The sequence below is a fragment of the uncultured Mucilaginibacter sp. genome (genome assembly GCF_937859865.1).
In the GTDB taxonomy this organism is placed as follows: domain Bacteria; phylum Bacteroidota; class Bacteroidia; order Sphingobacteriales; family Sphingobacteriaceae; genus Mucilaginibacter_A.
This window is the reverse complement of record NZ_CALMAT010000141.1, coordinates 1-21,066: the sequence shown is the minus strand read 5'-3', so window position 1 is coordinate 21,066 and position 21,066 is coordinate 1. Positions and strand designations below refer to the sequence as shown.

Below are 21,066 nucleotides of genomic sequence, written 5' to 3'. Positions count from 1 at the left end.
TGGTAAAAGAAGCATGCGCTTTGCCTGATTAAACAACCAGCTTTTTTTATAAAAACACATCTACTATTTTCGTTACACTTAATTAGGGGAAAATTGATGGTCAATATACTTTTAGTTGAAGATGACGACAGTGTGGCTTCATTTATTAAAAAAGGGTTGGAAGAAAACCAATACACGGTTGAACTGGCAAAAGATGGCGCAGCAGCATTAAAGTACGGGCTGAACAAAGAATACGGCCTGATTATTTTAGATATCATGCTGCCTTATGTTAACGGTATTGAGGTATGCAAACAGATCCGTACCAATAATGAACAAGTTCCTATCCTGATGCTTACAGCTTTAGGAACGGTTGACGATAAAGTGAAAGGGCTAAAGGCCGGGGCAGACGATTATTTGCTTAAACCTTTTCATTTCAGCGAATTGCTGGCTCGGATAGAAGCTTTGCTAAGAAGAAAAAAGCAAAATGATACCCATTTACTTGAGTTTGAAGACATCGTTTTAAACACGCTAAACTATGAAGCAAAAAGGGCCGGACACGCTGTTAATTTAACTGCAAAAGAATTTGATTTATTAGTCTTGTTCATCAGAAATAAAAATAAAATCCTTTCCAGGCAGTTAATTGCAAAAGAAGTTTGGGGCATTGATTTTGATACCGGCACCAACATGATTGATGTTTACGTGAACTACCTGCGCAAAAAAATAGAAAAAGACTACGACCGGAAACTTATTTATACGGTGATTGGCAAAGGCTATATTTTTAAATAAAATTACCGGCAATGAAGATTAAAAATCGGCTTTCCCTTTATTTTACCCTGATCAGTTCCGGGGTATTGCTGGCTGTTTTTATTGCCATCTATCTTTCGTTTGTTGTGTTTTTTCGCAATGATTTTTATGCCCATTTAAAGGAAAGGGCAACGGTTACCGCCAGGCTTTATTTAGAAGCCGATGAAATACCAACAGATTCGCTCAACAAAGTGCGGGTGCTTTACCTAAATGAGCTGCCGGGAGAGATCGTCAGAATTTATAACAGCGACAATAATGCTGCTTTTATACAGGATAAATTGCAGTATTGGACTTCCGGCATTATCAATCAAGTCCGAAAAAATAATTACATGCAGCTTGTTGAAGGCGACAGGCAAACCGTAGGCATTTATTACAAAGACAACCAGGGCAATTTTGTGATCCTGGTATCGGCAAAAGACCTGGAAGGCTTGCACAGGCTGAAACAGATGCGGGAAATTATGCTTTTTCTGTTTATCGCAGTTAACATCAGTTTGTTTCTGATCAGCAGGTGGTTTGCACAAGAAGCTTTACTTCCGTTAAAAAGGGTAGTGAAGCAAATGCAGCGGATCAAGGCAACCAACCTAAACCTGCGGGTAAAAGAAGGGGACAGCAAAGACGAAATCGGCGAGCTGGCATTTAGCTTTAACCAGTTGCTGGAGCATTTGGAAAACGCTTTCGAAATGCAAAAAACTTATATTGCCAATGCCTCGCACGAATTGCGGACACCGGTTACCAGTATTATCGGGGAGATTGAGGTTGCCTTATACCATCCCCGAAGCGGGGAAGAATACAAAATGCTGCTCAGGTCCGTACTTTCCCATTCAGAAAATTTAAAAGAAACCATCAGCAGTTTAATGGAGCTGGCCCAGGTGGATGCAGATTATACCATTGCCAAACAATCTACCATTCGGGTTGATGATTTAATTTGGGAGCTGCAAAATTACTGGAACGAAAAGTATGGCAAAAACATGCTGAACGTTTTGATGCAAAAACTGCCGGAAGATGAAACTTACCTTAATCTATCGGTCAACCGCCAGTTGCTGGTTATTGCCCTCAACAATATCATCGGGAACGCTTTTAAGTTTTCGGCCCATAAACCAGTGCAGCTTACACTGGTTGCAGATGACCAAGGGATGCAAATACAAGTAAAAGACCAGGGGATTGGTATCCCGGAAGCAAACCGCCACCATGTTTTTAACCCTTTTTACAGAGGGGAAAATGCCTATGGCTTTTTGGGCAGCGGCATTGGGCTTTACATTGCCGATAAAGTGGTACGCTTGTTCAACGGAAAAATCAGCTTTAATTCTGTTGTAGGCGCAGGCACGGTTTTTACCATCACATTTTAACAAGCCTTCGGCCTGCTTAAATTTTGTTCAACCAAAACCCAATGCTTCTTTTATGCCCATAAAATTGGTGCCTGCGTTTGTAAACCTGTTTAAGTTTTGTCCCGTTTATTTCCCATGCTTCTTTTACCGCATAAAAATTAGTGTCGTTTTTTTTTGAGGTTTTTGTACCGGTATAATTTCAACCACCAAATTTATAGGCATAAAAGAAGCATCAAAAAATAAGTCAACCAGAAACAAGCTGTCTTCTATCCGCACAAACTGGTTGAAATTCTAATCCAGGTTTAATCTTATGCTTGTTTTTGGCCCGTATCTTTGTTAAAAATATATTGAAGATGCATAGAAAATCAGTAGCAGCTATTTTTTTATGTTTGTTTGAGTTGATAGCTGCCTTAAAATCTGCCTCAGCCCAATCACCGCTACAAACCACCGATACTTTAAAATTAACGGTTAAACAAGCTGAGGACCAGTTTTTAAAAAACAACCTGCAAATAATTGCCCAGCGTTATAACATTGACAATGCTACCGCTGCAATCATCACTGCAAAATTATTTCCTAACCCTGATTTCAATTATTCAAACGGCATATATGCCACGGATATAAGCCAGGGGCCGGCCTATAAAGAAAACTCTTTTAATTTTTCGCAGCTTTTTACAACCGCCGGCAAGCGAAACAAAAATATACAGTTGGCAAAAATTGGTGTAGAGCAAGCGCGGTACCAGTTTTTCGATTTCCTGCGCACACTTAAATTTACTTTAAGAAACGATTTTTACAGTATTTATTTTCAGGAACAGTCTTCCTTAGTTTATAACCAGGAAATAAATTCTTTGTCTAAACTCCTAACCGCTTTTCGGGAGCAGTACGCAAAAGGCAACATTGCCGAAAAGGAAGTGTTGCGCATCCAGTCGCAATTGTACTCGTTACAAGTAGAATACAATAACCTGCAGGTCAATATTGATACTACGCAAAGTGAATTTAAAATGCTGATACGGACTTCCCCGGCTGTATATATCGTTCCTTTGGTTGATGAAAATATGTACAGCGGCAAAACCATTGTAGCCACTGTGCCTTACATGCAATTGTTGGATTCGGCCTATGTAAACCGGTACGACCTTAAACTGGCAAAAACCACCGTAGCCTACAACAGCACTAATTTAAGCTTGCAAAAAGCCATTGCCGTGCCTGATTTTTCACTGTCGCTTAATTTTGACAGGCTTGGCTCTTACGGCAATAATTATCTGGGTGGCGGAATTGAGTTTAACCTGCCGTTTTTTAACCGTAACCAGGGCGCCATTAAACAAGCGCGGATAGCGGTTGACCAAAGCAAGGTTGATTTGGAGAATGTGCAGAACCAGGTGGCAATGGATGTTTCAACCAACTACAAAGGAGCGTTGAGGCTGGAAAGTTTATACAAAACGTTCGACCCCAAGTTTAAAGCCGACTTTAATCATTTGATACAAGAAGTGTTTTTAAACTATGCAAAACGCAACATCAGCTTGTTGGAGTTTTTGGATTTTTATGATTCTTACAAAACAAATGTACTTCAGCTAAACAACATCCAGCTTAACCGGGTTACCTCGTTAGAGCAGCTCAATTTTGTTACCGGTACACCTTTCTTTAATCAATAGCAACTATTTTTTCTAATATATTTTCATGAAAAAAAGTACCCTTAAAAACAGCATCAAAACAGTTACTGTTTGCTGTGTATTGTTAAACCTGTTTTCGTGTAAACCAAAAGAAACAACCAGCGATGCACGTGCGCCTTACGTAATCCCTGATTCTTTGTTAAGGACACTCACCATTGATACTGTAAAAACTTCCAACATTGTTGATGTTTTAAAATTTAACGGCATTGTAGATTTTAATACCAACAATGTAGTTAACGTTTTCCCACTGGTTAGCGGGAACGTACAGAACGTGAATGTAATGCCGGGGGATTATGTACATGCAGGCCAAACTTTGGGGATTATTAAAAGTGCCGAAGTGGCCAACTATAACTCGGCATTGGTTGATGCCGAAGCTTCCGTGCGTTTAACGGCCAGGCAATTATCACAGCAAAAAGACCTTTACAAAAGTGGCCTGGCATCGCAAGTGGATATAACCAATGCAGAATCTGCCTACCAGCAAGCGGTAGCGGCCAGGACTGCGGCGCAAAAGATACTGAGTATCAACGGCAACAACCCAAACGGGGAATATGTGATTAAAGCACCGATAGAAGGTTTTGTTGTTCAAAAAAACGTAACCAATGGGATGGCCATCCGCACGGACAACAGTACTGGCCTTTTTACCATTTCCGATCTTAAAAATGTGTGGGTGCAAGCCAACGTTTATGAAGAAAATATTGGCAAAGTGCACCAGGGCGACCCCGTTGATGTAACTACCATTTCCTATCCTGACAAGGTTTTTAAGGGCAATATAAATGAGATCATGAACGTGATTGACCCAACCACGAAAGTGATGAAAATGAGGGTTGTTTTAAATAACCCGGGCTACCTGTTAAAGCCGCAAATGTTTACCACAGTTAGTGTAAACAATAATGAAAATAAACAAGCTATCTCTGTTTCGAGCCATGCCCTTGTTTTTGACCACAGCCAGTATTACGTTGTTATTGTAAAAGGCGAAAAAGATGTACAAATCAGGTCGGTGGATATCATCAGCACGAACGGAAACACTGCCTATATCAAAAGTGGCCTTGCACCCGGCGAAAGGGTAATCACATCAAATGCCATCCTTATTTACGGCTCTTTAAACAGCTAATTTCTTCATCTTCAGACAAACAGAAATGATAAAGGTTCTTAGAGGTATCATTGGGTTTTCATTAAAAAACAAATACCTCATTCTATTTCTTGCGGCAGCATTGGTAATTACAGGTATCATTACTTTTATGCAAATGCCTATTGAGGCTTTTCCGGATGTTACCAATACCGAGGTTGACATTATTACCCAATGGCCAGGCCAAAGTGCCGAAGAGGTTGAAAAACTCGTAACTATCCCGATCGAGATTGCTTTAAACCCGGTACAAAAGAAAGCCAGCCTTCGTTCTTCCACCATTTTCGGTTTAAGCTACGTAAAGGTGATCTTTGAGGATAATGTATTAGACCAGGAAGCCAGGCAGCAAGTGTATAATTTATTAACCAATGCTACTTTGCCTAACGGTATTACCCCGTCGGTACAGCCGCCGGTTGGCCCAACAGGCGAGATATTCAGGTACACGCTGAAAAGTTCTGTAAGAGATGTAAGAGAGCTAAAAACCATACAGGATTGGGTGATAGACCGCCGTTTAAGAGCTATCCAGGGCATTGGCGATATCAACAGTTTTGGCGGCAAAACAAAAGCCTATGAAATAACAGTTGACCCAGGTAAACTGACTACTTTGGGCATTACGCCTTTGGATGTTTTTTCTGCCATCCAAAAAACAAATATCAACGTTGGCGGCGACATGATCATCCAGAACAACCAGGCTTTTGCGGTAAGGGGTTTAGGGTTATTGCAGGATATTAACCAGATCGGAAATGTTGTGGTAAGCAACAACAACGGCGTGCCTGTAATTGTGAATGATGTGGCCACTGTTTCCATATCAAACGTGCCGCGGCTTGGTTGGGTAGGCAGAAGCGATGCGGTAATTGATAAAAACGGCAAAAGAAAGGTAATTGACGATGCAGACGCGGTAGAGGCAATTATCGTAATGCGGAAAGGCCAAAACCCGACCGAAGTTTTGGCTGCGCTTAAAACTGAGATCAATAAGATCAACAATGAAGTTTTGCCGGCCGATACTAAAATTGTGCCTTATTATGACCGTTCAAACCTAATTGGTTTTGCAACCCACACTGTGCTGCACAACCTGATCGAAGGGATCTTGCTGGTAACCTTTTTGGTATCCATTTTTATGTTCAACTGGCGTACCACGCTCATTGTTTCTATCATCATACCCCTGGCGTTGTTGTTTGCATTTATCTGTTTGCACCTGATGGGCATGTCTGCCAACCTGCTCTCTTTAGGCGCGGTAGATTTCGGGATCATTATAGATGGCGCTGTGGTAATGACGGAAGGAATGTTTGTTATTTTAGACCATGAAGCCGTACAATTAGGTATGGACCGGTTTAACAAAAAAATCAAACTCGGCCTGATTAAAAACAACAGCGCCAACTTGGGCAAGGCTATATTTTTTGCCAAACTCATCATCATCACAGGCTTGTTGCCCGTATTTGCCTTTCAAAAAGTAGAAGGCAAGCTGTTTTCGCCGCTTGCTTTTACATTGGGCTTTGCCCTGCTTGGCGCGTTGATCACCACGCTTACTTTAGTACCTGTACTGATCAGTATGCTTCTTAATAAAAACGTACACGAAAAGCATAACCCTTTTGTGCACAACCTTACAAAGTTTATGCTTTTCGGGTTTACTACTTCTTTTAGGTATAAAAAATTGGTGGTTATTACTTCGTTAATTGCCATGGTAGTAGGCTTATTCTCGTTCAGCTTTTTAGGCAGCGAGTTTTTGCCCGAGTTGAATGAAGGTTCGATATGGCTGAGGGTTCAATTGCCTTATAGCATATCGCTTGATAAATCTGTAGAAACATCAAAAAAAGTCCGACAGATATTAATGTCTTTTCCGCAGGTGCAATACGCCGTATCTCAAACCGGCCGACCGGACAATGGTACGGACGTAGCCGGATTTTACAACAACGAATTTGATGTGATTATGTATCCGGAAGAGGATTGGAAGCCCAAAATTACTAAGGAAGAACTGATTGACCAGATGAACGCAAAGCTATCCGTACTTCCGGGTGCCGACCTTAACTTTTCCCAGCCTATTAGTGATAATGTGGAAGAGGCGGTTTCAGGTGTAAAAGGTTCTATCGTTGTAAAAGTTTATGGTGATTCTTTGAACTACGCGGAAGGAAAAGTAAATGAAGTTTATAACGTATTAAAAGGGGTTAAAGGCATTGCAGATTTGGGCGTGCTAAAAAGTATAGGACTGCCAGAATTGGACATCAAACTTGATCAGCAAAAAATGGCCCAATACGGCGTGGCTACCGCTGATGCCAATTCAGTTATATCCATGGCTATCGGCGGTACGGCCGCTTCTACCTTATATGAAGGCGTACGCACGTTTGATATCCGTATCCGTTTCCCAGAAGCATACAGAAGAACGCCTGAAGATATTGGAAACCTATTGGTGCCTACCCAAAGCGGGACAAAAGTGCCTGTTAAAGAAATAGCGGCAATCAGCCAAAAAACAGGCCCTTGTTTAATTTTCAGGGATGCGAACGAACGCTATGCAACCCTCAAATTTTCTGTACGCGGCCGGGACATGGGCAGCACAATAGCAGAAGCACAACAAAAAGTAGCCGCCAAGGTTAAAGTAAAACGCGGTTACCACCTGGCCTGGCAGGGTGATTTTGAAAACCAGCAACGGGCAGAAAAACGCCTTGCCCAAGTAGTCCCTATCAGCCTGGCACTTATTTTTTTACTGCTTTATGTTATGTTTGGCGATATTAAAGATGCAGCCTTGGTATTTTTGAATGTGCCTTTTGCCATTGTAGGCGGGATACTTGCTTTACTAATTACAGGCACTAATTTCAGTATTTCTGCCGGTATTGGTTTTATTGCTTTGTTTGGTATTTGTATCCAGGATGGCGTATTGCTCATTACCGTGTTTAAACAGAATATTGACAGGTTTAAAGGCCAGCACCAATCTTTATATACTTCTTTGAAGTTAGGGGTAAATTCCCGGATCAGGCCGGTTATGATGACTGCCCTGATGGCTGCCATTGGTTTATTTCCGGCTGCTGTTTCCCATGGTATCGGTTCTGAAAGCTCCAGGCCGTTGGCCCGGGTTGTTATTGGCGGCATCCTTTGTGCCATGGTTTTTAGCTTGTGGGTTTTCCCGCTGATTTTTGGTTGGGCTTACCGCAAAACGGACGAAACGACGCGGTAAGATATAGGTGTGGTTTACTTTTGATGGATCTGAATTTTGCGCATACTTCTTTTACCGAATCATTTTTAAGAAGATGCATAGCTGATGCACAAACGGGAAAACCGGAAGAAGTTGTTGCAAAAGATGGGGAAGTAAAGTAAGTGAAGAATTAAGCATTGATTATCTTAACAAGCAAAAGTGCCTCCTTAAATTTTAAGGAGGCACTTTTGCTTGTTATATTTAAGTAGAAATACAAAGGCTTAATAGAATTTGATACAGGCTATTGAACTCTTTATATTAAAGACAATAAGTAACCTAAACTAACAACTCTTTGTAGGAGTGTAAACCCTTAGCTGATACTTCTTTTATCACCTAAAATTTGTTGTTAACAATAGTAGGAGTTAAAAATTATGCCGTTAAAAGAAGTATTTAAGGTTTTTATTCTATCAACAAGCATTATTATAAAACTTTTATTTACTGCTAAAATATTTGCATAAAAAAGTGAGGTTGCTTTTAGGCAACCCCACTTAAAATATTTAAAAAATTTAATAACCCGGGTTTTGAGTAACATTTGGGTTAGCGTCCCTTTCCGATTGTGGGATAGGTAATATTCTTCTATAATCTGTTATTGGAACAAGAGGATAAGAAGCATAACCTTGTGTTTGAGCCGGACGAACAATTGGAAGATTTAACCTGGTAAAATCAAAGAAACGCAGACCTTCAAAAGCAAGTTCTTTTCTTCTTTCATTTAAGATGTCAGTTTTTAATTGATCACCTGTTGAAGTATAACCTGCAAAAGATGGGTCACGTAATTTTGCCAATTGATTTAGATAAATCTTAGCATTAGCTTCGTCACCTAAACGAGCATAAGATTCAGCCAGCGTAAGAATAACTTCTGCATAACGAATTACGGGTGTCTCGTCTTTATCTGTATTGCTGTAGTTAGGAAATTTATTGATAATATAAGCTTGCGCACCTGCTCTTTTTCCATCAATAATCAATGTCCTTCTAAAATCCGTTGTAGTGTAAGCATTATACAAATCAGTTGTAGCCTGGATATCTCCGTAACCTGCTTGAGAAAAAATAGCATCTAAACCCGTATTGCCTAAATTATTTGAGGCATTTTGGTTTAATTCAAATATTTTTTCAAGTTTGGTAGTAGTAGCTGTTGGGCTGGTCCAAAATCCGGTAAATGCGGATTGGGTTGTAGCTAAAGAGTAACTGCCATTTTGCACAACGAGAAGTGCTGCATCACGTGCATTTGCATAATCGCCTTCGTATAGATATGCTCTTGCTTCAATCGCTTTTGCCGCATATTTAGCAATATAATCAGAATTTATAGCATGCAAGGGAGTACTTCCCGTTGGCATCAATGCATAAGCGCTATCCAAATCGCTTATAATTTTGGTGTAAACTGCAGATACAGTTGCCCTGGTTGGTTTTGCAGAAAAACCGGTTACGTAAGATGGAACAGTAACCAAAGGCACACCAGGTGCACTTGGGTTAACGGTATACGGCGTACCAAACCAGTTAACTAACTCAAGATAAATCAAAGCACGTGCTGCATAAGCTTCGCCAACTAATTGGCTTACATCCGGAGAAGTTCCTAATTTTCTTCCCTCATAAATTACACGATTAGCCTGCAAAATTGAGTAGTAACCCTGAGAAAAAATATCACTGGCTTCGGCGCTGGTAGAAGCAGCATAAGTGTAGTTGTTGTCATTTAAATACCTGCCTGAGTTAGATTGGTTAACGTAAGTGTTATCTGCAAGCAAATCTCCCAATACTGGTATATCACGACCGAACAACATGGTGTTTTTCATGGTATTGTACATACCATTTACAGCGTCGGCTAAATCATTAGGCGTTTGAATAGATTGTGTAACCGTTACAGCAGTAGAGGGCTGTTCATCCAAAAAGCTTTTTTTACAAGATGTGGCTGTAACCGCACATGCTAATAACGTATATATAATTTTATCTAATTTCATTTTTTTAAATCCTCTCATTATAAACCTACATTTAAACCGATTGTGAATGTCCTGACCTGTGGAAGATCCAAAGTACTAAAACCATTAACAGGAACTTCAGGATCAAAAGGTAAGCGTTTATCGTAAGTTTTTGTATATAAATTAGTTGCCCTTCCGTACAAATACAACCTGCTGATACCAATTTTATTTAAATAACTAATATTTTTAAAATCATAACCTAAAGAAGCATTTTTTAACCTGATAAAATCTCCATAATACAGGAAGCGGGAAGAAAAACTGGATGAACTTGAAGAGCTTCCGCCTGCATATACATCCTTAGGCACATCGGTTATTTGTCCAGGTGTAGTCCACCTGTTGTTGAAGGTATAAACATACTTGTTAGATCCAGTTAAATAAGTACCATCGTTTAAATAATATGACCAACTATCACTTATACGGTTACCAAAGCTGCCATAAAAATCAACAGATAAAGTGATTCCCTTAAAGGTAAAACTATTGTTAAAGCCACTGATAATTTTAGGGTCAGCTTGTCCCATTGGCACGCGTTGGGCAGCAGAGTAATTTGTAGTAGTAGCTGTTTTTGTTCCGTCTGTGTACCACAAAGCATTACCGTTTGACGGATTTACACCTGCATATTGCCGACTGTACCAGGTATAATAATCATACCCTCGGGCTAACCATAATGAAGTTTGTAAAGGATTAGCTGCATCAAGGTTGGCCAGCATAGTCATCGTGTTTGCGTTGTGGGCAAGGTTAAAATTAACATTCCAGGTAAAATCTCTTGTTTTAACAGGAATACCTTTTACCGCAAATTCAACACCTTGATTACGCATGGCACCTATATTTTGTGCCTGCTGTGTAAACCCAAGCTCCCAAGCAACAGCTGCGTTTGAAATTAAACCACTAATTAAGTTTTTATAATAGTCAACACTAAATGTTAAACGGTCATTAAAAAAACCAAAGTCAGTTCCAAGATCAAACTTTTTCTGAGACTCCCAGGTTAAATTTACGTTTCCGATTGTGTTATACGCTTGTCCACTGGATGAGTTGTAAGCAACTGTAGCACCAGTTGAAGTAGTGTACCCAGCAGTTGGCCGCCATTGATAATTTGTAAGCGAATTGGCATTACCGGTTGTACCATAAGAACTTCTTATTTTGGCTGTGGTAAACACCTTTTGTGTACCAAAAAATGTTTCCTGGTCAATATTCCACGCACCACCTATTGAGTAAAATGTTCCAAATTGTTTAGCTGTCCCAAACCTGGATGATCCGTCATTCCTTAATGAAGCACTTAACGAATAACGGTTTTTAAAGTTAATACCAACCCTGGAATAAACAGCATCAAATGTATAATTAGAAGTCGCTTGATAAGCTGTTGCCGGAGTAGACGCAACACCCACTGCAGTAAGGGTAGGCTGTGTAGCAGGGTACCCAGTAGCATAAGCTTGGTTTAAGTAGCCCGCTGACCTTTGTGCCTCATAGCCAACTGTTGCATCTATAAAAAAGTTTTCTATACCTGGAATATCGTAGCGATAGTCTAATTGATTTCGTATTAACCAGTTAAAATAACGGCTATACGCGCTGGTACCGCTTCCGTTAAGGCTTCTGGCATCACCCATTATCGGGTTTAAAAACGTAGTTTCTTCCAAATTTTGATAGTCGGCACTTGCATAACCCGTATATTTTAATTGGTCTACAATGTTCCATCTGATAGTTTGATTGCCCAAAATCCTGGTTTGGTATAAGCTTCTTGAATCATGCGCTGCGATATACAACGGATTAGAGTTTCCGGATGTTGGAAAATTAGCATTTCCGGTAACACTGGAATTAATTGTGCCATCAGGGTTATACGCCATTTGGAACGGCCTTAAAAAATAAGCAGAAGCCCAAGGACTGCTGTAGTAAGCACTGCCTTGTAAAGGTGTATTTTGGAGAACATTTGAAGCGTTAATGCCTGTAGTGATGGAAAAACTTTTACTGATGGTATGGTCAAGATTTATTAAACCGGTTACCCTTTCTAAATAAGATTTAATTATCGTTGCATCTTGTTTAAAATAACCTACCGATGAAAAGATTTTTGTTTTTTCATCGCCACCGTTTAAAGAAACATTGTATTGCTGCTGAGACCCGTTTTTGGTTACTAATTTAACCCAATCATTGCCAGGCCCGGTTAAGGCATAGGTATTATCAAGACTGGCGATATTAGCTGTGATTTCGGCCGGAGTATAGACAACTTTTGTAGCTGGGTTGATTTGGCTTGAATAATAGTTTCTAAACCCTTCATCAAAAAATGTTTTAAACTGATCGGGGGTCAATAATTTACCTGCAACAGGAAGCGGAACATTGTTAGATTTACCTAACTCTGCATCAAACCGAATTTGAGTTTTACCATTACGGCCTCTTTTAGTTGTAATGACAATTACACCGTTAGACCCTCTGGAACCGTAGATTGCTGTTGCAGAAGCGTCTTTTAAAACAGTGATGGTTTCAATATCATTTTCGTTGATACCAGCTAACGCATTAGAAGAACCACTGGAAGAATTGGCACCATTTGTTCTCTGTGATAAGTCACCTGCATTTACAATCATACCATCAATAACATACAATGGTTGCGCTGCAGCTTGATTCGTGATCGAACCCAAACCCCTGATTCTTACTTGATTGTTTGCACCCGGTTGACCGCTTGAACTTGTTACTGCAACCCCTGCGACCTCTCCTTGTAAGGCTTGTTGAAATGTAGAAAAAGGCTTGTTTTCATTTCGGGCACCGCTAACAGTTTCTGCAGAACCAGTATATGACTTCTTAGATTGCGTACCATAACTATCTTGCACTACGACCTCAGACAACTGCCTTGTACTGGTAGCCAATTTAACATTATAAGTATTACTACCAGTAATTGTTAAGTTTTGGGTAGCGTAACCAATAAAAGTAAAAACCAGTGTTCCACTGTTCGTGGGTACGTTTAATGTAAACTTTCCATCCCCATCTGTTAACGTACCCACTTTTGTGCCTTGAACCATAACCGACACCCCCGGCAACGGCTGGCCATCATCAGCCCCCGTTACCACTCCCGTAATTTTTCTGTTTTGCGCAAATGCATTATTTAATGCAAATAACCCGAGAAGAAAAAAAATAAGTAATTTTTGCTTCATGCTTTATTTTATTTAGTTAAAGTAATCTTCGAAAATATGAAAAAAAGAGGGCAATCAAAGATTTAATAAAAAATTAATAAAAAAATTACAAATGGGTACAAAAACTAACTGATTAGTAAATTTCTGTTTGTAATTCCAAAAAAAGTATAGGTAAAAGAAGTATTATTTCCGCTATTGGAGAATTATAAGCCATCTATTTTAACAGATACTTATAATTTACCACAAGTGGTTGATAAATTTTGATTATTTAAACCAATTTCAACACCATTACATCCGTTCAGGGACTTTTATCCCTAACAAGTGCATCGCTTTTTGAATAATTTCAGCCGAAACTGCTGATAATTTCAGCCGAAACTGCTTTACCGCTTCTTCCTCCGCCTTTAAAATACTTTCTTCATGGTAAAATTTATTGTACAGTTTGGCCAGCTCGTACACATAATTGGCGATGACAGCGGGACTGTAAGCCTGGGCTGCTTCTGTTAAAACAGCAGGATAATGTTCTAATTGAACGATCAAATCTTTTTCTACCGGCGATACTGTTTTTATAGGCATAAAAACAGTATCGTCTTTAAATCCGCCTTTGGTCAATACCGAACGGATCCGGGCATAAGTATATTGAATAAACGGACCCGTGTTTCCCTGAAAATCTACGGACTCGTTCGGATCAAACAGCAAGCGTTTTTTAGGTTCTACTTTCAACAGGAAATATTTCAACGCGCCCATTCCAATGGTATGGTACAAATCCTGCTTTTCTACTTCCGGGAAATCGGCTGCTTTTCCTAAAATATCGGTTTGTTCTTTTGCCGTGGCTTCCATTTCTGCAATCAAATCATCGGCATCCACCACCGTTCCTTCACGGGATTTCATTTTCCCGGAAGGCAAATCTACCATGCCGTACGATAAATGGTACAAACCTTCAGCCCAGCTTCGGCCTAATTTTTTCAGGATCAAATACAGCACTTTAAAATGGTAATCCTGCTCGTTGCCAACTACGTTGATGGCTTTGTCGGTTTGGTAGTCATCGTATTTTAGCTGCGCCGTTCCCAAATCCTGCGTCATGTAAACCGAAGTTCCATCGGCACGCAAAACCAATTTTTCATCCAAACCATCAGCCGTTAAATCAATCCAGACCGAACTATCCGGCTTCTTAAAAAAAACGCCTTTTTCCAGCCCTTCATCAATAATGGATTTTCCCAATAAATACGTGTTCGATTCGTAATAATACTGGTCAAAATCTACACCCAGCTTTTTGTAGGTTTCCTCAAAACCGGCATAAACCCAGCCGTTCATTTCCTTCCACAAAGTAATCACTTGCGCATCGCCCTGCTCCCATTTTTGCAGCATTTTCTGTGCTTCAACAATTAACGGCGCATTCTTTTTGGCATCGTCTTCGGTTTCGCCCTGGTTTTTCAGTTCCTCGATCTGCTTTTTGTATTCTTTATCGAAGATTACATAATATTTTCCAACCAAATGATCGCCTTTTAAACCGGAACTTTCCGGCGTTTCGCCGTTGCCAAACTTTTGCCAGGCCAGCATAGATTTACAGATATGGATGCCGCGATCGTTCACCAAATTCGCTTTGATCACTTCATAACCATTCGCTTTTAAAATCTCAGCGACCGAATAACCCAACAAATTATTGCGCACATGGCCTAAATGCAAGGGTTTATTGGTGTTGGGCGAAGAATATTCAACCATTACTTTTTTTCCGTTGGAAGGAAAAGAACCAAAACCTGGCTGATTGATTTTCTGATAAAAAACCTCCAGCCAATAGCTGTTTTTAAGGGATAAATTTAAGAAGCCTTTGATCACGTTAAAAGATTCGACCGCTTCCAATCTGTTCACCAAAAATTCGCCGATGGCAGTTCCGGTTTGTTCCGGTGATTTTTTAGAGAATTTGGTCAGCGGAAAAACAACCAGCGTTACGTCGCCTTCAAATTCTTTGCGTGTTTGCTGCAGGCTCAGGCTTTCTGCAGAAATATCAATTGCAAACAAAGTTTTTACGGCGCGAACGGCAGCTTCTAAAATAAAATCCATAGCGCGAATTTACACAATTGGGCAATTTTTGCCGAACATAAGTTTTAGGTGGATAAAAACAGCATCGAAACCATTTCTAAATATTCTGGTAGATTTGCCTTTCCACTTAAAACTTATATGCTTCAAAAAGATACTTTTCAAATACAAGTCAGTTCTGAAATTGGTGATTTGCGCCGGATTTTGATCCATAGCCCGGATAAAGGATTAGGAAAAGTAATTCCGTCTAAAGCGCAAGACTGGCTTTTTGAAGATATTGTCCACCTCGAAACTATCCGCAAAAAAGAGTACGATTTGTATGTCAAGGTTTTACTTTATTTTTTAGATCCTTCTTTGATCCAAGGCAAAATCCAAGAAATTGATGCTAAAAACAGTATGCGCCAATTTTACAAACCTAACCAGCCTGACTTTTATGCTTCCGAAAAAGTAATTGAGCTGGAAGTTTTGCTGAAAGAAATTTTGGATGAACAAAGCGTTCGGCAACAATTAATCGCCGCAGTTTGTGCCACGGAAAACTGCAATTATCAGCAACAGCAACTTTTGATGGTTTTGCCTTCGGCGGATTTGGCCACGCTTTTTATTTCGGGAACATTGCCGGATGGAAAGATTTTTTTCGCGCCTTTACCTAATTTAATTTTTACGCGCGATTTGGGAACAACGATCAACAATTATATTTTACTGAACAAACCGGCCCGTAAAGCACGCTCGCGCGAGGCTTTGTTGTGCAAATACATCTTTTTTAACCATCCTTTTTTTGAAGCTTACCGGCAAAACATCATCGAAGTGCCGCAAACCGACGAACATTTTTTAATCCCTGAAGGAGAAATTGACCAGCAAAACACCTTGGAAGGCGGCGACGTGATGATGGTGAGCAACAACCATTTACTGATGGGCTGCGGCGAACGCACAACGCCTTTGGCAGCAAGCAACGTGATTAAATTGTTGTTCGAAAAAAATGTGGTGCAAAAAGTAACGGTGATTAAAATTCCGCACAAGCGCGATTTTATGCACCTGGATACTGTTTTTACCCAGGTAAAAAAAGGGTTGTGGGTTTTGCTTTCTTCGCTTTTTAACCCGCAGCAAAACGATCAGGAACTTCAGCCAATCAACTATCTTACAGAAACCAAAAAACCAGACCAGCCGGAAATTATCCAGTTTGAAAATGGAAAATTTGACAGGCCAAAAAGGTTTGAACGTTTGGAAGATCTGCTTTCCGAAATCAGCGAAAAAGAATTGGGCTTCACCGAAAAAACGCAGTTCATCTATTCGGGCAACAACGTTTTTCCTTACGATTCGCGTGAGCAATGGACCGACGGCTGTAACCTGTTGGCGTTAAAAGAAGGCGTGGTTTTGGCTTACGACCGCAATGACAAAACCCTGGATGCTTTTAAAGAACAAGGTTTTACTGTGATCAAAGCAGCAGATTTACTTAAAAAACTCGAACGAAACGAATTGAAAACCGAAAACATCAGCAACACCATTATTACTTTTCCTTCCGCCGAACTTTCACGTGCGCGCGGCGGTTTTCATTGCATGAGCATGCCGCTATTTCGTTCCGAGTTGTAAATCCCCAGCTGTCGGTTCTGCAAAGTCAGCAAACCTTTTTTTAATGGTTTCCTTAACAGTTTTTTTAATGGTTTCGCGGTAATATTCGTCAATGCTCCAATTGTAAATGCCACAAAGTTCAATCTGGTGCTTTTTAATCAGTTCGCATAATTTAGAAACCGCTTCTTCTTCGTGGTGCTCGGTAATGCTAACGGCTTTCCACCATTGAATTAGAAAAAACCGGCGGCATTGTAAAAGGATAACCTGGTACAAACCACGGTATTTGCCCGGCTGGATAATAATTTTGGTCATTTTCGTTCTGCTTTTTTGCCATTTTTAATCTGACAACTATCTTTTTCACTTTTGTTTGTACAATAAATAGCATAGTAGTCTGTATGCATCAGATTAACATACAAAAGGAAACTTTATTACCACCGAAGAAAAAAATAACCTCAATATTTGGAGATTGATAAAAAACATCGCATTGAAACCAACAATTGAACATTTAACTTCACACATCCTGATGGTCCGGCCCGTAAATTTTGCTTTTAACGAGCAAACGGCCGCCAGCAATGCTTTCCAAAAACCAGGCAGACAAACCGAAGTGCAGCAAAAAGCATTGCAGGAGTTTGATGCTTTTGTGGAAATTTTGCGCCAAAACGGTGTGGGTGTTACCGTTTTAAACGATACGCCCGATCCGCATACGCCAGATTCCATCTTTCCAAACAACTGGGTTTCTTTTCATGAAGACGGTTCTGTTTTTTTATACCCGATGCAAGCTGAAAACCGAAGGCTGGAACGCAAGGTTTTTTATGCCATAAAAGAAGCATTTGAAGCAAAACAGGTTTATGACCTGAGTTACTTTGAACAGCAAAACCGTTTTTTGGAAGGAACCGGAAGCCTGGTTTTAGACCGCGAAAACAAACTCGCTTACGCCTGCATCTCGCCGAGGACGGATGTTGATGTAATTAATGAGTTTTGCAAAATTTCGGGTTATCAAGCCGTTTTGTTCCATGCAGAAGATGAACTTGGAAAAGCCATTTATCATACTAATGTTTTGATGTGTATCGGCGGCCGGTTTGCGGTAATTTGCTTAGATTCGATTGTAAACGGCACTGAAAAAACATCGGTAAAAGAAGCATTGCAACAATTGGGGAAAGAAGTGGTCGAAATCTCTTTTGCGCAAATGAACGCTTTTGCCGGAAACATGCTTCAGCTTCAATCCAAATCAGGAGAAAGTTTATTGGTGATGTCTGAAACAGCTTTTTTAGCCTTAACAAAAGCTCAAATCGAAACTTTGGAACGCTATTGCAAACTCGTCCATTCGCCTTTAAACACCATCGAAACCAACGGCGGCGGCAGTGCGCGCTGTATGATGGCCGAGGTTTTTTTGCCGGTAAAAACAGCATAGAAACAATGCTGAAAATCAATCAGAAATATTACGGCCTGATGGTAAAAATTTCCGTATAAAACCACACATTTGCCAAAATTTTAATAGATGCAGAGTTACGAAGAGTTCCTTGACCTGAGCGTGGGTTTCCCGCAGGAAGGTTTTGAAATTATTGATGATGAATTATATTTCCACGATTTAAATCTGATGGAAATGATTGAAACGTATGGTACGCCGTTGCGTTTTACATATCTGCCCATAATCAGTAAAAAAATACAACAAGCTAAGTTACTGTTCCAATCGGCCATTGTTAAAAACAATTACCGCGGTTCGTATAAATATTGCTATTGCACCAAAAGTTCGCACTTCCGCCACATTGTAGAAGAAGCTTTAAAAAACGACATCCATATAGAAACATCTTCGGCTTTTGATATGCCGATGATTGATGCGCTGGAGAAAAAAGGTTCTTTAAGCAAAGATGTTACCGTGATTTGCAATGGTTTTAAAACTTACCAGTACAAACAGTATATCATTGATATGCTGCACGATGGCTTTAAAAACATCATCCCGGTTTTAGACAACAAGGAAGAATTTAACCTGTACGACGATGAAGTTGAACTGGATACGCCTTGCAACCTCGGTATCCGTATTGCTTCGGAAGAGCAGCCGGATTCGCAGTTTTACACCTCGCGTTTAGGCGTTCGGATAGAAGACGTGATTGATTTTTACAACAGCAAAATTGTATCAAATCCTTATTTTAAGGTGAAGTTGTTGCACTTTTTTATCAATTCCGGCATTTCGGATACGCCTTATTACTGGAACGAACTGGAGCGTTATGTTACGCTTTACTGCAAGTTTAAAAAGATCAACCCGGATTTGGACACGCTGGATATCGGTGGTGGTATGCCGTTTAAAGATTCATTGGTTTTTGATTTCGATTACGAATACATGGTAAACGAAATTGTAAGCCGGATCAAAGAAATTTGTGCCGATAACGATACAGTAGAACCGGATATCATTACCGAGTTTGGCAAATATACCGTTGCCGAAGCTTCCGGGATTTTGTACAAAGTTTTGGGCCGAAAACAGCAAAACGACCGCGAAAAATGGCTGATGCTGGATGGTTCTTTCATCACCAATTTGCCTGATGTTTGGGCCTTGAACCAGAAATATGTTTTGCTGCCGATCAACAATTGGGATGCGGAATACGAGCGTGTAAACTTAGGCGGCATCACCTGCGACGGCCAGGATTATTACAACCAGGAAGCGCACATGAACAGCGTTTACATGCCAAAAACGCGCAAAGTGCAGTATTTGGGTTTCTTTAATACCGGTGCTTATCAGGAAGTTTTAAGCGGATACGGCGGCATTCATCATTGTTTGTTGCCTTCGCCAAAACATGTTATCATCCGCAGAAACCGTGATGAAACTTTTAATTTTGATGTTTTTGGCGAAGAACAAAATAGCAAGCAAGTGTTAAAGATTTTGGGTTATACGACTTAGAGCCTTTGCGTAGGCCCTTCAATTTGGTCAATTGGGGTTTGATCCGGTTTTTTTACCAATCAATTTTTTTATTTGAAATTGTATAAGCCTGTTTAAAATTTGTTTATCAAGGTTTTAATGCTTCTTTTATCACCTAAAAACTGGGCAGTTGGTTTTTAATTTGTTTAAGGTTGATTTAAACACCAATTTTTAGGTGATAAAAGAAGCATCGTAATTTTTCTTGTACAATTTTAAACAGGTTCTATAACCAACTATCAATCTGTTTAAACAACAGGGAAAGCCCCTCCGTCAATAACATAGTTAGCTCCTGTTAAATAAGAAGCCGCCGGTGATACCAGAAAATTAACGAGTTCCGCAATTTCTTCAGGTTCGGCCATTCTTTCCATAGGTATACCACCAATTTTGTTCATCAGGTTTTGAGATGCTTCTTCAAAAGTAATACCGCTTGTTTTAGCGTAGCCTTGTAAAAATTCTACCATCATAGGCGTTTTTACCGGCCCCGGAGAAACCGTTAACACCCTAACTCCTTTGCTGCCTACTTCTGTTGCCAGTGCTTTACTATAACTATTAAGCGCAGCCTTGGAAACTGCGTAAGCCATGTTGACATCCCAAAGCGGCTGCATGGCGCTTGTTGTAGAGATATGAATAATAACACCACTTTTTTGTTCAAGCATTTTGGGTAATAATTCCCTGTCTAAACGAATTGCGGCCAGCAGGTTAAATTGGAGTTCATTTTCCCAATGCTCATCTGTCAGGGTGCTGAACCCTCCGCCCGGGCTCGTAAGGCCACCAATGTTATTGACCAAAATATCTATCCCGCCAAACTTTTCGTTTATTCCATTTACGAATTTAGAAACTTGTTTTGGCTGGGTTAAGTCTGTTGCAATAAAATGATGTTGAAGATCAGTGTTGCCCGGGTGATTTCTGGCGGTAACAATAACGTTAGCTCCGGATTGCCCTAATCTGTCGGCAATTGCTTTTCCAATGCCTTTAGTTCCACCCGTTACAAGCGCAATCTTGCCTTCAAGTTTTGTCTCCATATTTTGTTGATTGTTCATTTTTTGTTTATTAGGTATTGTTTCATAAAGAAACTAAAGTATTTCAGGATATTTGCTTTACTAAACCGGATAAGTGGTTACTAATTAGTAACCGAAGGCAAAATTGAGGTAACAAAAAGGTAACCATATGAGAAAATACACGAAAAACCCGTTTAACTGTGCTGTAGTGCGCACAGTACATTATATAGGTGGTAAATGGAAACCTATTATCCTGATCAGGTTGATTGATGGCCCGGTCCGTTTTGGTAAACTTACGGTTCAAGTGCCCGACATATCCCGTAAAATTTTAACGCAACAACTTAGCTGGACTTTAGCCAAAAGTTAGAGTCTGTCAACTGAAAGGGAATAAGTATGTT

Annotated in this window: 14 protein-coding genes; 9 read left to right on the top strand and 5 right to left on the bottom strand. The window is 40.1% G+C overall.

The window, feature by feature from the left end; translation table 11 throughout:
* Positions 1 to 96 precede the first annotated feature (96 nt).
* The 5 genes from Q0192_RS15590 to Q0192_RS15570 all read left to right on the top strand — a co-directional run bounded on the left by Q0192_RS15590 (position 97) and on the right by Q0192_RS15570 (position 8,061).
* Positions 97 to 765: a response regulator transcription factor gene (locus Q0192_RS15590; RefSeq protein WP_299290788.1), complete on the top strand. Its 669-nt coding sequence runs from the start codon at positions 97 to 99 to the stop codon at positions 763 to 765.
* An 11-nt stretch (positions 766 to 776) separates the two neighbouring features.
* A complete protein-coding gene (locus Q0192_RS15585) occupies positions 777 to 2,129 on the top strand; it encodes a HAMP domain-containing sensor histidine kinase (RefSeq protein WP_299290786.1) in 1,353 nt (450 codons plus the stop codon).
* A gap of 332 nt (positions 2,130 to 2,461) precedes the next feature.
* Positions 2,462 to 3,754 carry a TolC family protein gene (locus Q0192_RS15580; protein ID WP_299290784.1) on the top strand — a complete coding sequence of 431 codons (1,293 nt, stop codon included), beginning with the start codon at positions 2,462 to 2,464 and terminating at the stop codon, positions 3,752 to 3,754.
* A gap of 25 nt (positions 3,755 to 3,779) precedes the next feature.
* Entirely contained in the window at positions 3,780 to 4,883 is a 1,104-nt protein-coding gene (locus Q0192_RS15575) for an efflux RND transporter periplasmic adaptor subunit (RefSeq protein ID WP_299290782.1), read from the top strand.
* A gap of 25 nt (positions 4,884 to 4,908) precedes the next feature.
* Positions 4,909 to 8,061: a CusA/CzcA family heavy metal efflux RND transporter gene (locus Q0192_RS15570; RefSeq protein WP_299290780.1), complete on the top strand. Its 3,153-nt coding sequence runs from the start codon at positions 4,909 to 4,911 to the stop codon at positions 8,059 to 8,061.
* 524 nt (positions 8,062 to 8,585) lie between these two features.
* Here the strand turns inward: Q0192_RS15570 and Q0192_RS15565 are convergent.
* From Q0192_RS15565 to argS, 3 genes are all read right to left on the bottom strand, one after another.
* A complete protein-coding gene (locus tag Q0192_RS15565) occupies positions 8,586 to 10,028 on the bottom strand; it encodes a RagB/SusD family nutrient uptake outer membrane protein (RefSeq protein WP_299290777.1) in 1,443 nt (480 codons plus the stop codon).
* A gap of 17 nt (positions 10,029 to 10,045) precedes the next feature.
* Positions 10,046 to 13,180, bottom strand: coding sequence for a SusC/RagA family TonB-linked outer membrane protein (locus tag Q0192_RS15560; protein WP_299290775.1), 3,135 nt, complete (start codon positions 13,178 to 13,180; stop codon positions 10,046 to 10,048).
* Positions 13,181 to 13,447: 267 nt separating this feature from the next.
* On the bottom strand, positions 13,448 to 15,217 hold the full coding sequence (gene argS, locus Q0192_RS15555; protein WP_299290773.1) for an arginine--tRNA ligase: 1,770 nt from the start codon (positions 15,215 to 15,217) through the stop codon (positions 13,448 to 13,450).
* A 117-nt stretch (positions 15,218 to 15,334) separates the two neighbouring features.
* On the opposite strand from argS, the gene Q0192_RS15550 reads away from it, so the two are divergent.
* Positions 15,335 to 16,780, top strand: a complete 1,446-nt coding sequence (locus tag Q0192_RS15550; RefSeq protein WP_299290771.1) for an arginine deiminase family protein — start codon at positions 15,335 to 15,337, stop codon at positions 16,778 to 16,780.
* Here the strand turns inward: Q0192_RS15550 and Q0192_RS15545 are convergent.
* Positions 16,760 to 17,071 (bottom strand): hypothetical protein, encoded by a 312-nt coding sequence (locus Q0192_RS15545; RefSeq protein ID WP_299290769.1) that lies wholly within the window; start codon positions 17,069 to 17,071, stop codon positions 16,760 to 16,762. The two genes, Q0192_RS15550 and Q0192_RS15545, sit on opposite strands and share 21 nt — an antisense overlap.
* A gap of 172 nt (positions 17,072 to 17,243) precedes the next feature.
* Between Q0192_RS15545 and ctlX the strand changes: the two genes are divergently transcribed.
* Together ctlX and Q0192_RS15535 are read left to right on the top strand one after the other, a co-directional pair.
* Positions 17,244 to 18,170, top strand: a complete 927-nt coding sequence (gene ctlX, locus Q0192_RS15540; RefSeq protein ID WP_299290767.1) for a citrulline utilization hydrolase CtlX — start codon at positions 17,244 to 17,246, stop codon at positions 18,168 to 18,170.
* An 87-nt stretch (positions 18,171 to 18,257) separates the two neighbouring features.
* The gene (locus Q0192_RS15535) at positions 18,258 to 19,652 is read left to right on the top strand and encodes an arginine decarboxylase (RefSeq protein WP_299290765.1); all 1,395 of its coding nucleotides are present in this window, start codon (positions 18,258 to 18,260) and stop codon (positions 19,650 to 19,652) included.
* A gap of 263 nt (positions 19,653 to 19,915) precedes the next feature.
* Here Q0192_RS15535 and Q0192_RS15530 read toward each other — a convergent pair whose 3' ends face one another.
* Entirely contained in the window at positions 19,916 to 20,710 is a 795-nt protein-coding gene (locus Q0192_RS15530; protein WP_299290763.1) for an SDR family oxidoreductase, read from the bottom strand.
* A gap of 127 nt (positions 20,711 to 20,837) precedes the next feature.
* On the opposite strand from Q0192_RS15530, the gene Q0192_RS15525 reads away from it, so the two are divergent.
* On the top strand, positions 20,838 to 21,035 hold the full coding sequence (locus tag Q0192_RS15525) for a helix-turn-helix domain-containing protein (RefSeq protein WP_299290761.1): 198 nt from the start codon (positions 20,838 to 20,840) through the stop codon (positions 21,033 to 21,035).
* Positions 21,036 to 21,066 lie beyond the last annotated feature (31 nt).

Bases quoted from the DNA above. Each gene is read 5' to 3' on its own strand.
- Q0192_RS15590 (WP_299290788.1), top strand. From the start codon at position 97: ATGGTCAATATACTTTTAGTTGAAGATGACGACAGTGTGGCTTCATTT.
- Q0192_RS15585 (WP_299290786.1), top strand. From the start codon at position 777: ATGAAGATTAAAAATCGGCTTTCCCTTTATTTTACCCTGATCAGTTCC.
- Q0192_RS15580 (WP_299290784.1), top strand. From the start codon at position 2,462: ATGCATAGAAAATCAGTAGCAGCTATTTTTTTATGTTTGTTTGAGTTG.
- Q0192_RS15575 (WP_299290782.1), top strand. From the start codon at position 3,780: ATGAAAAAAAGTACCCTTAAAAACAGCATCAAAACAGTTACTGTTTGC.
- Q0192_RS15570 (WP_299290780.1), top strand. From the start codon at position 4,909: ATGATAAAGGTTCTTAGAGGTATCATTGGGTTTTCATTAAAAAACAAA.
- Q0192_RS15565 (WP_299290777.1), bottom strand. From the start codon at position 10,028: ATGAAATTAGATAAAATTATATATACGTTATTAGCATGTGCGGTTACA.
- Q0192_RS15560 (WP_299290775.1), bottom strand. From the start codon at position 13,180: ATGAAGCAAAAATTACTTATTTTTTTTCTTCTCGGGTTATTTGCATTA.
- argS (WP_299290773.1), bottom strand. From the start codon at position 15,217: ATGGATTTTATTTTAGAAGCTGCCGTTCGCGCCGTAAAAACTTTGTTT.
- Q0192_RS15550 (WP_299290771.1), top strand. From the start codon at position 15,335: ATGCTTCAAAAAGATACTTTTCAAATACAAGTCAGTTCTGAAATTGGT.
- Q0192_RS15545 (WP_299290769.1), bottom strand. From the start codon at position 17,071: ATGACCAAAATTATTATCCAGCCGGGCAAATACCGTGGTTTGTACCAG.
- Q0192_RS15535 (WP_299290765.1), top strand. From the start codon at position 18,258: ATGCAGAGTTACGAAGAGTTCCTTGACCTGAGCGTGGGTTTCCCGCAG.
- Q0192_RS15530 (WP_299290763.1), bottom strand. From the start codon at position 20,710: ATGAACAATCAACAAAATATGGAGACAAAACTTGAAGGCAAGATTGCG.
- Q0192_RS15525 (WP_299290761.1), top strand. From the start codon at position 20,838: ATGAGAAAATACACGAAAAACCCGTTTAACTGTGCTGTAGTGCGCACA.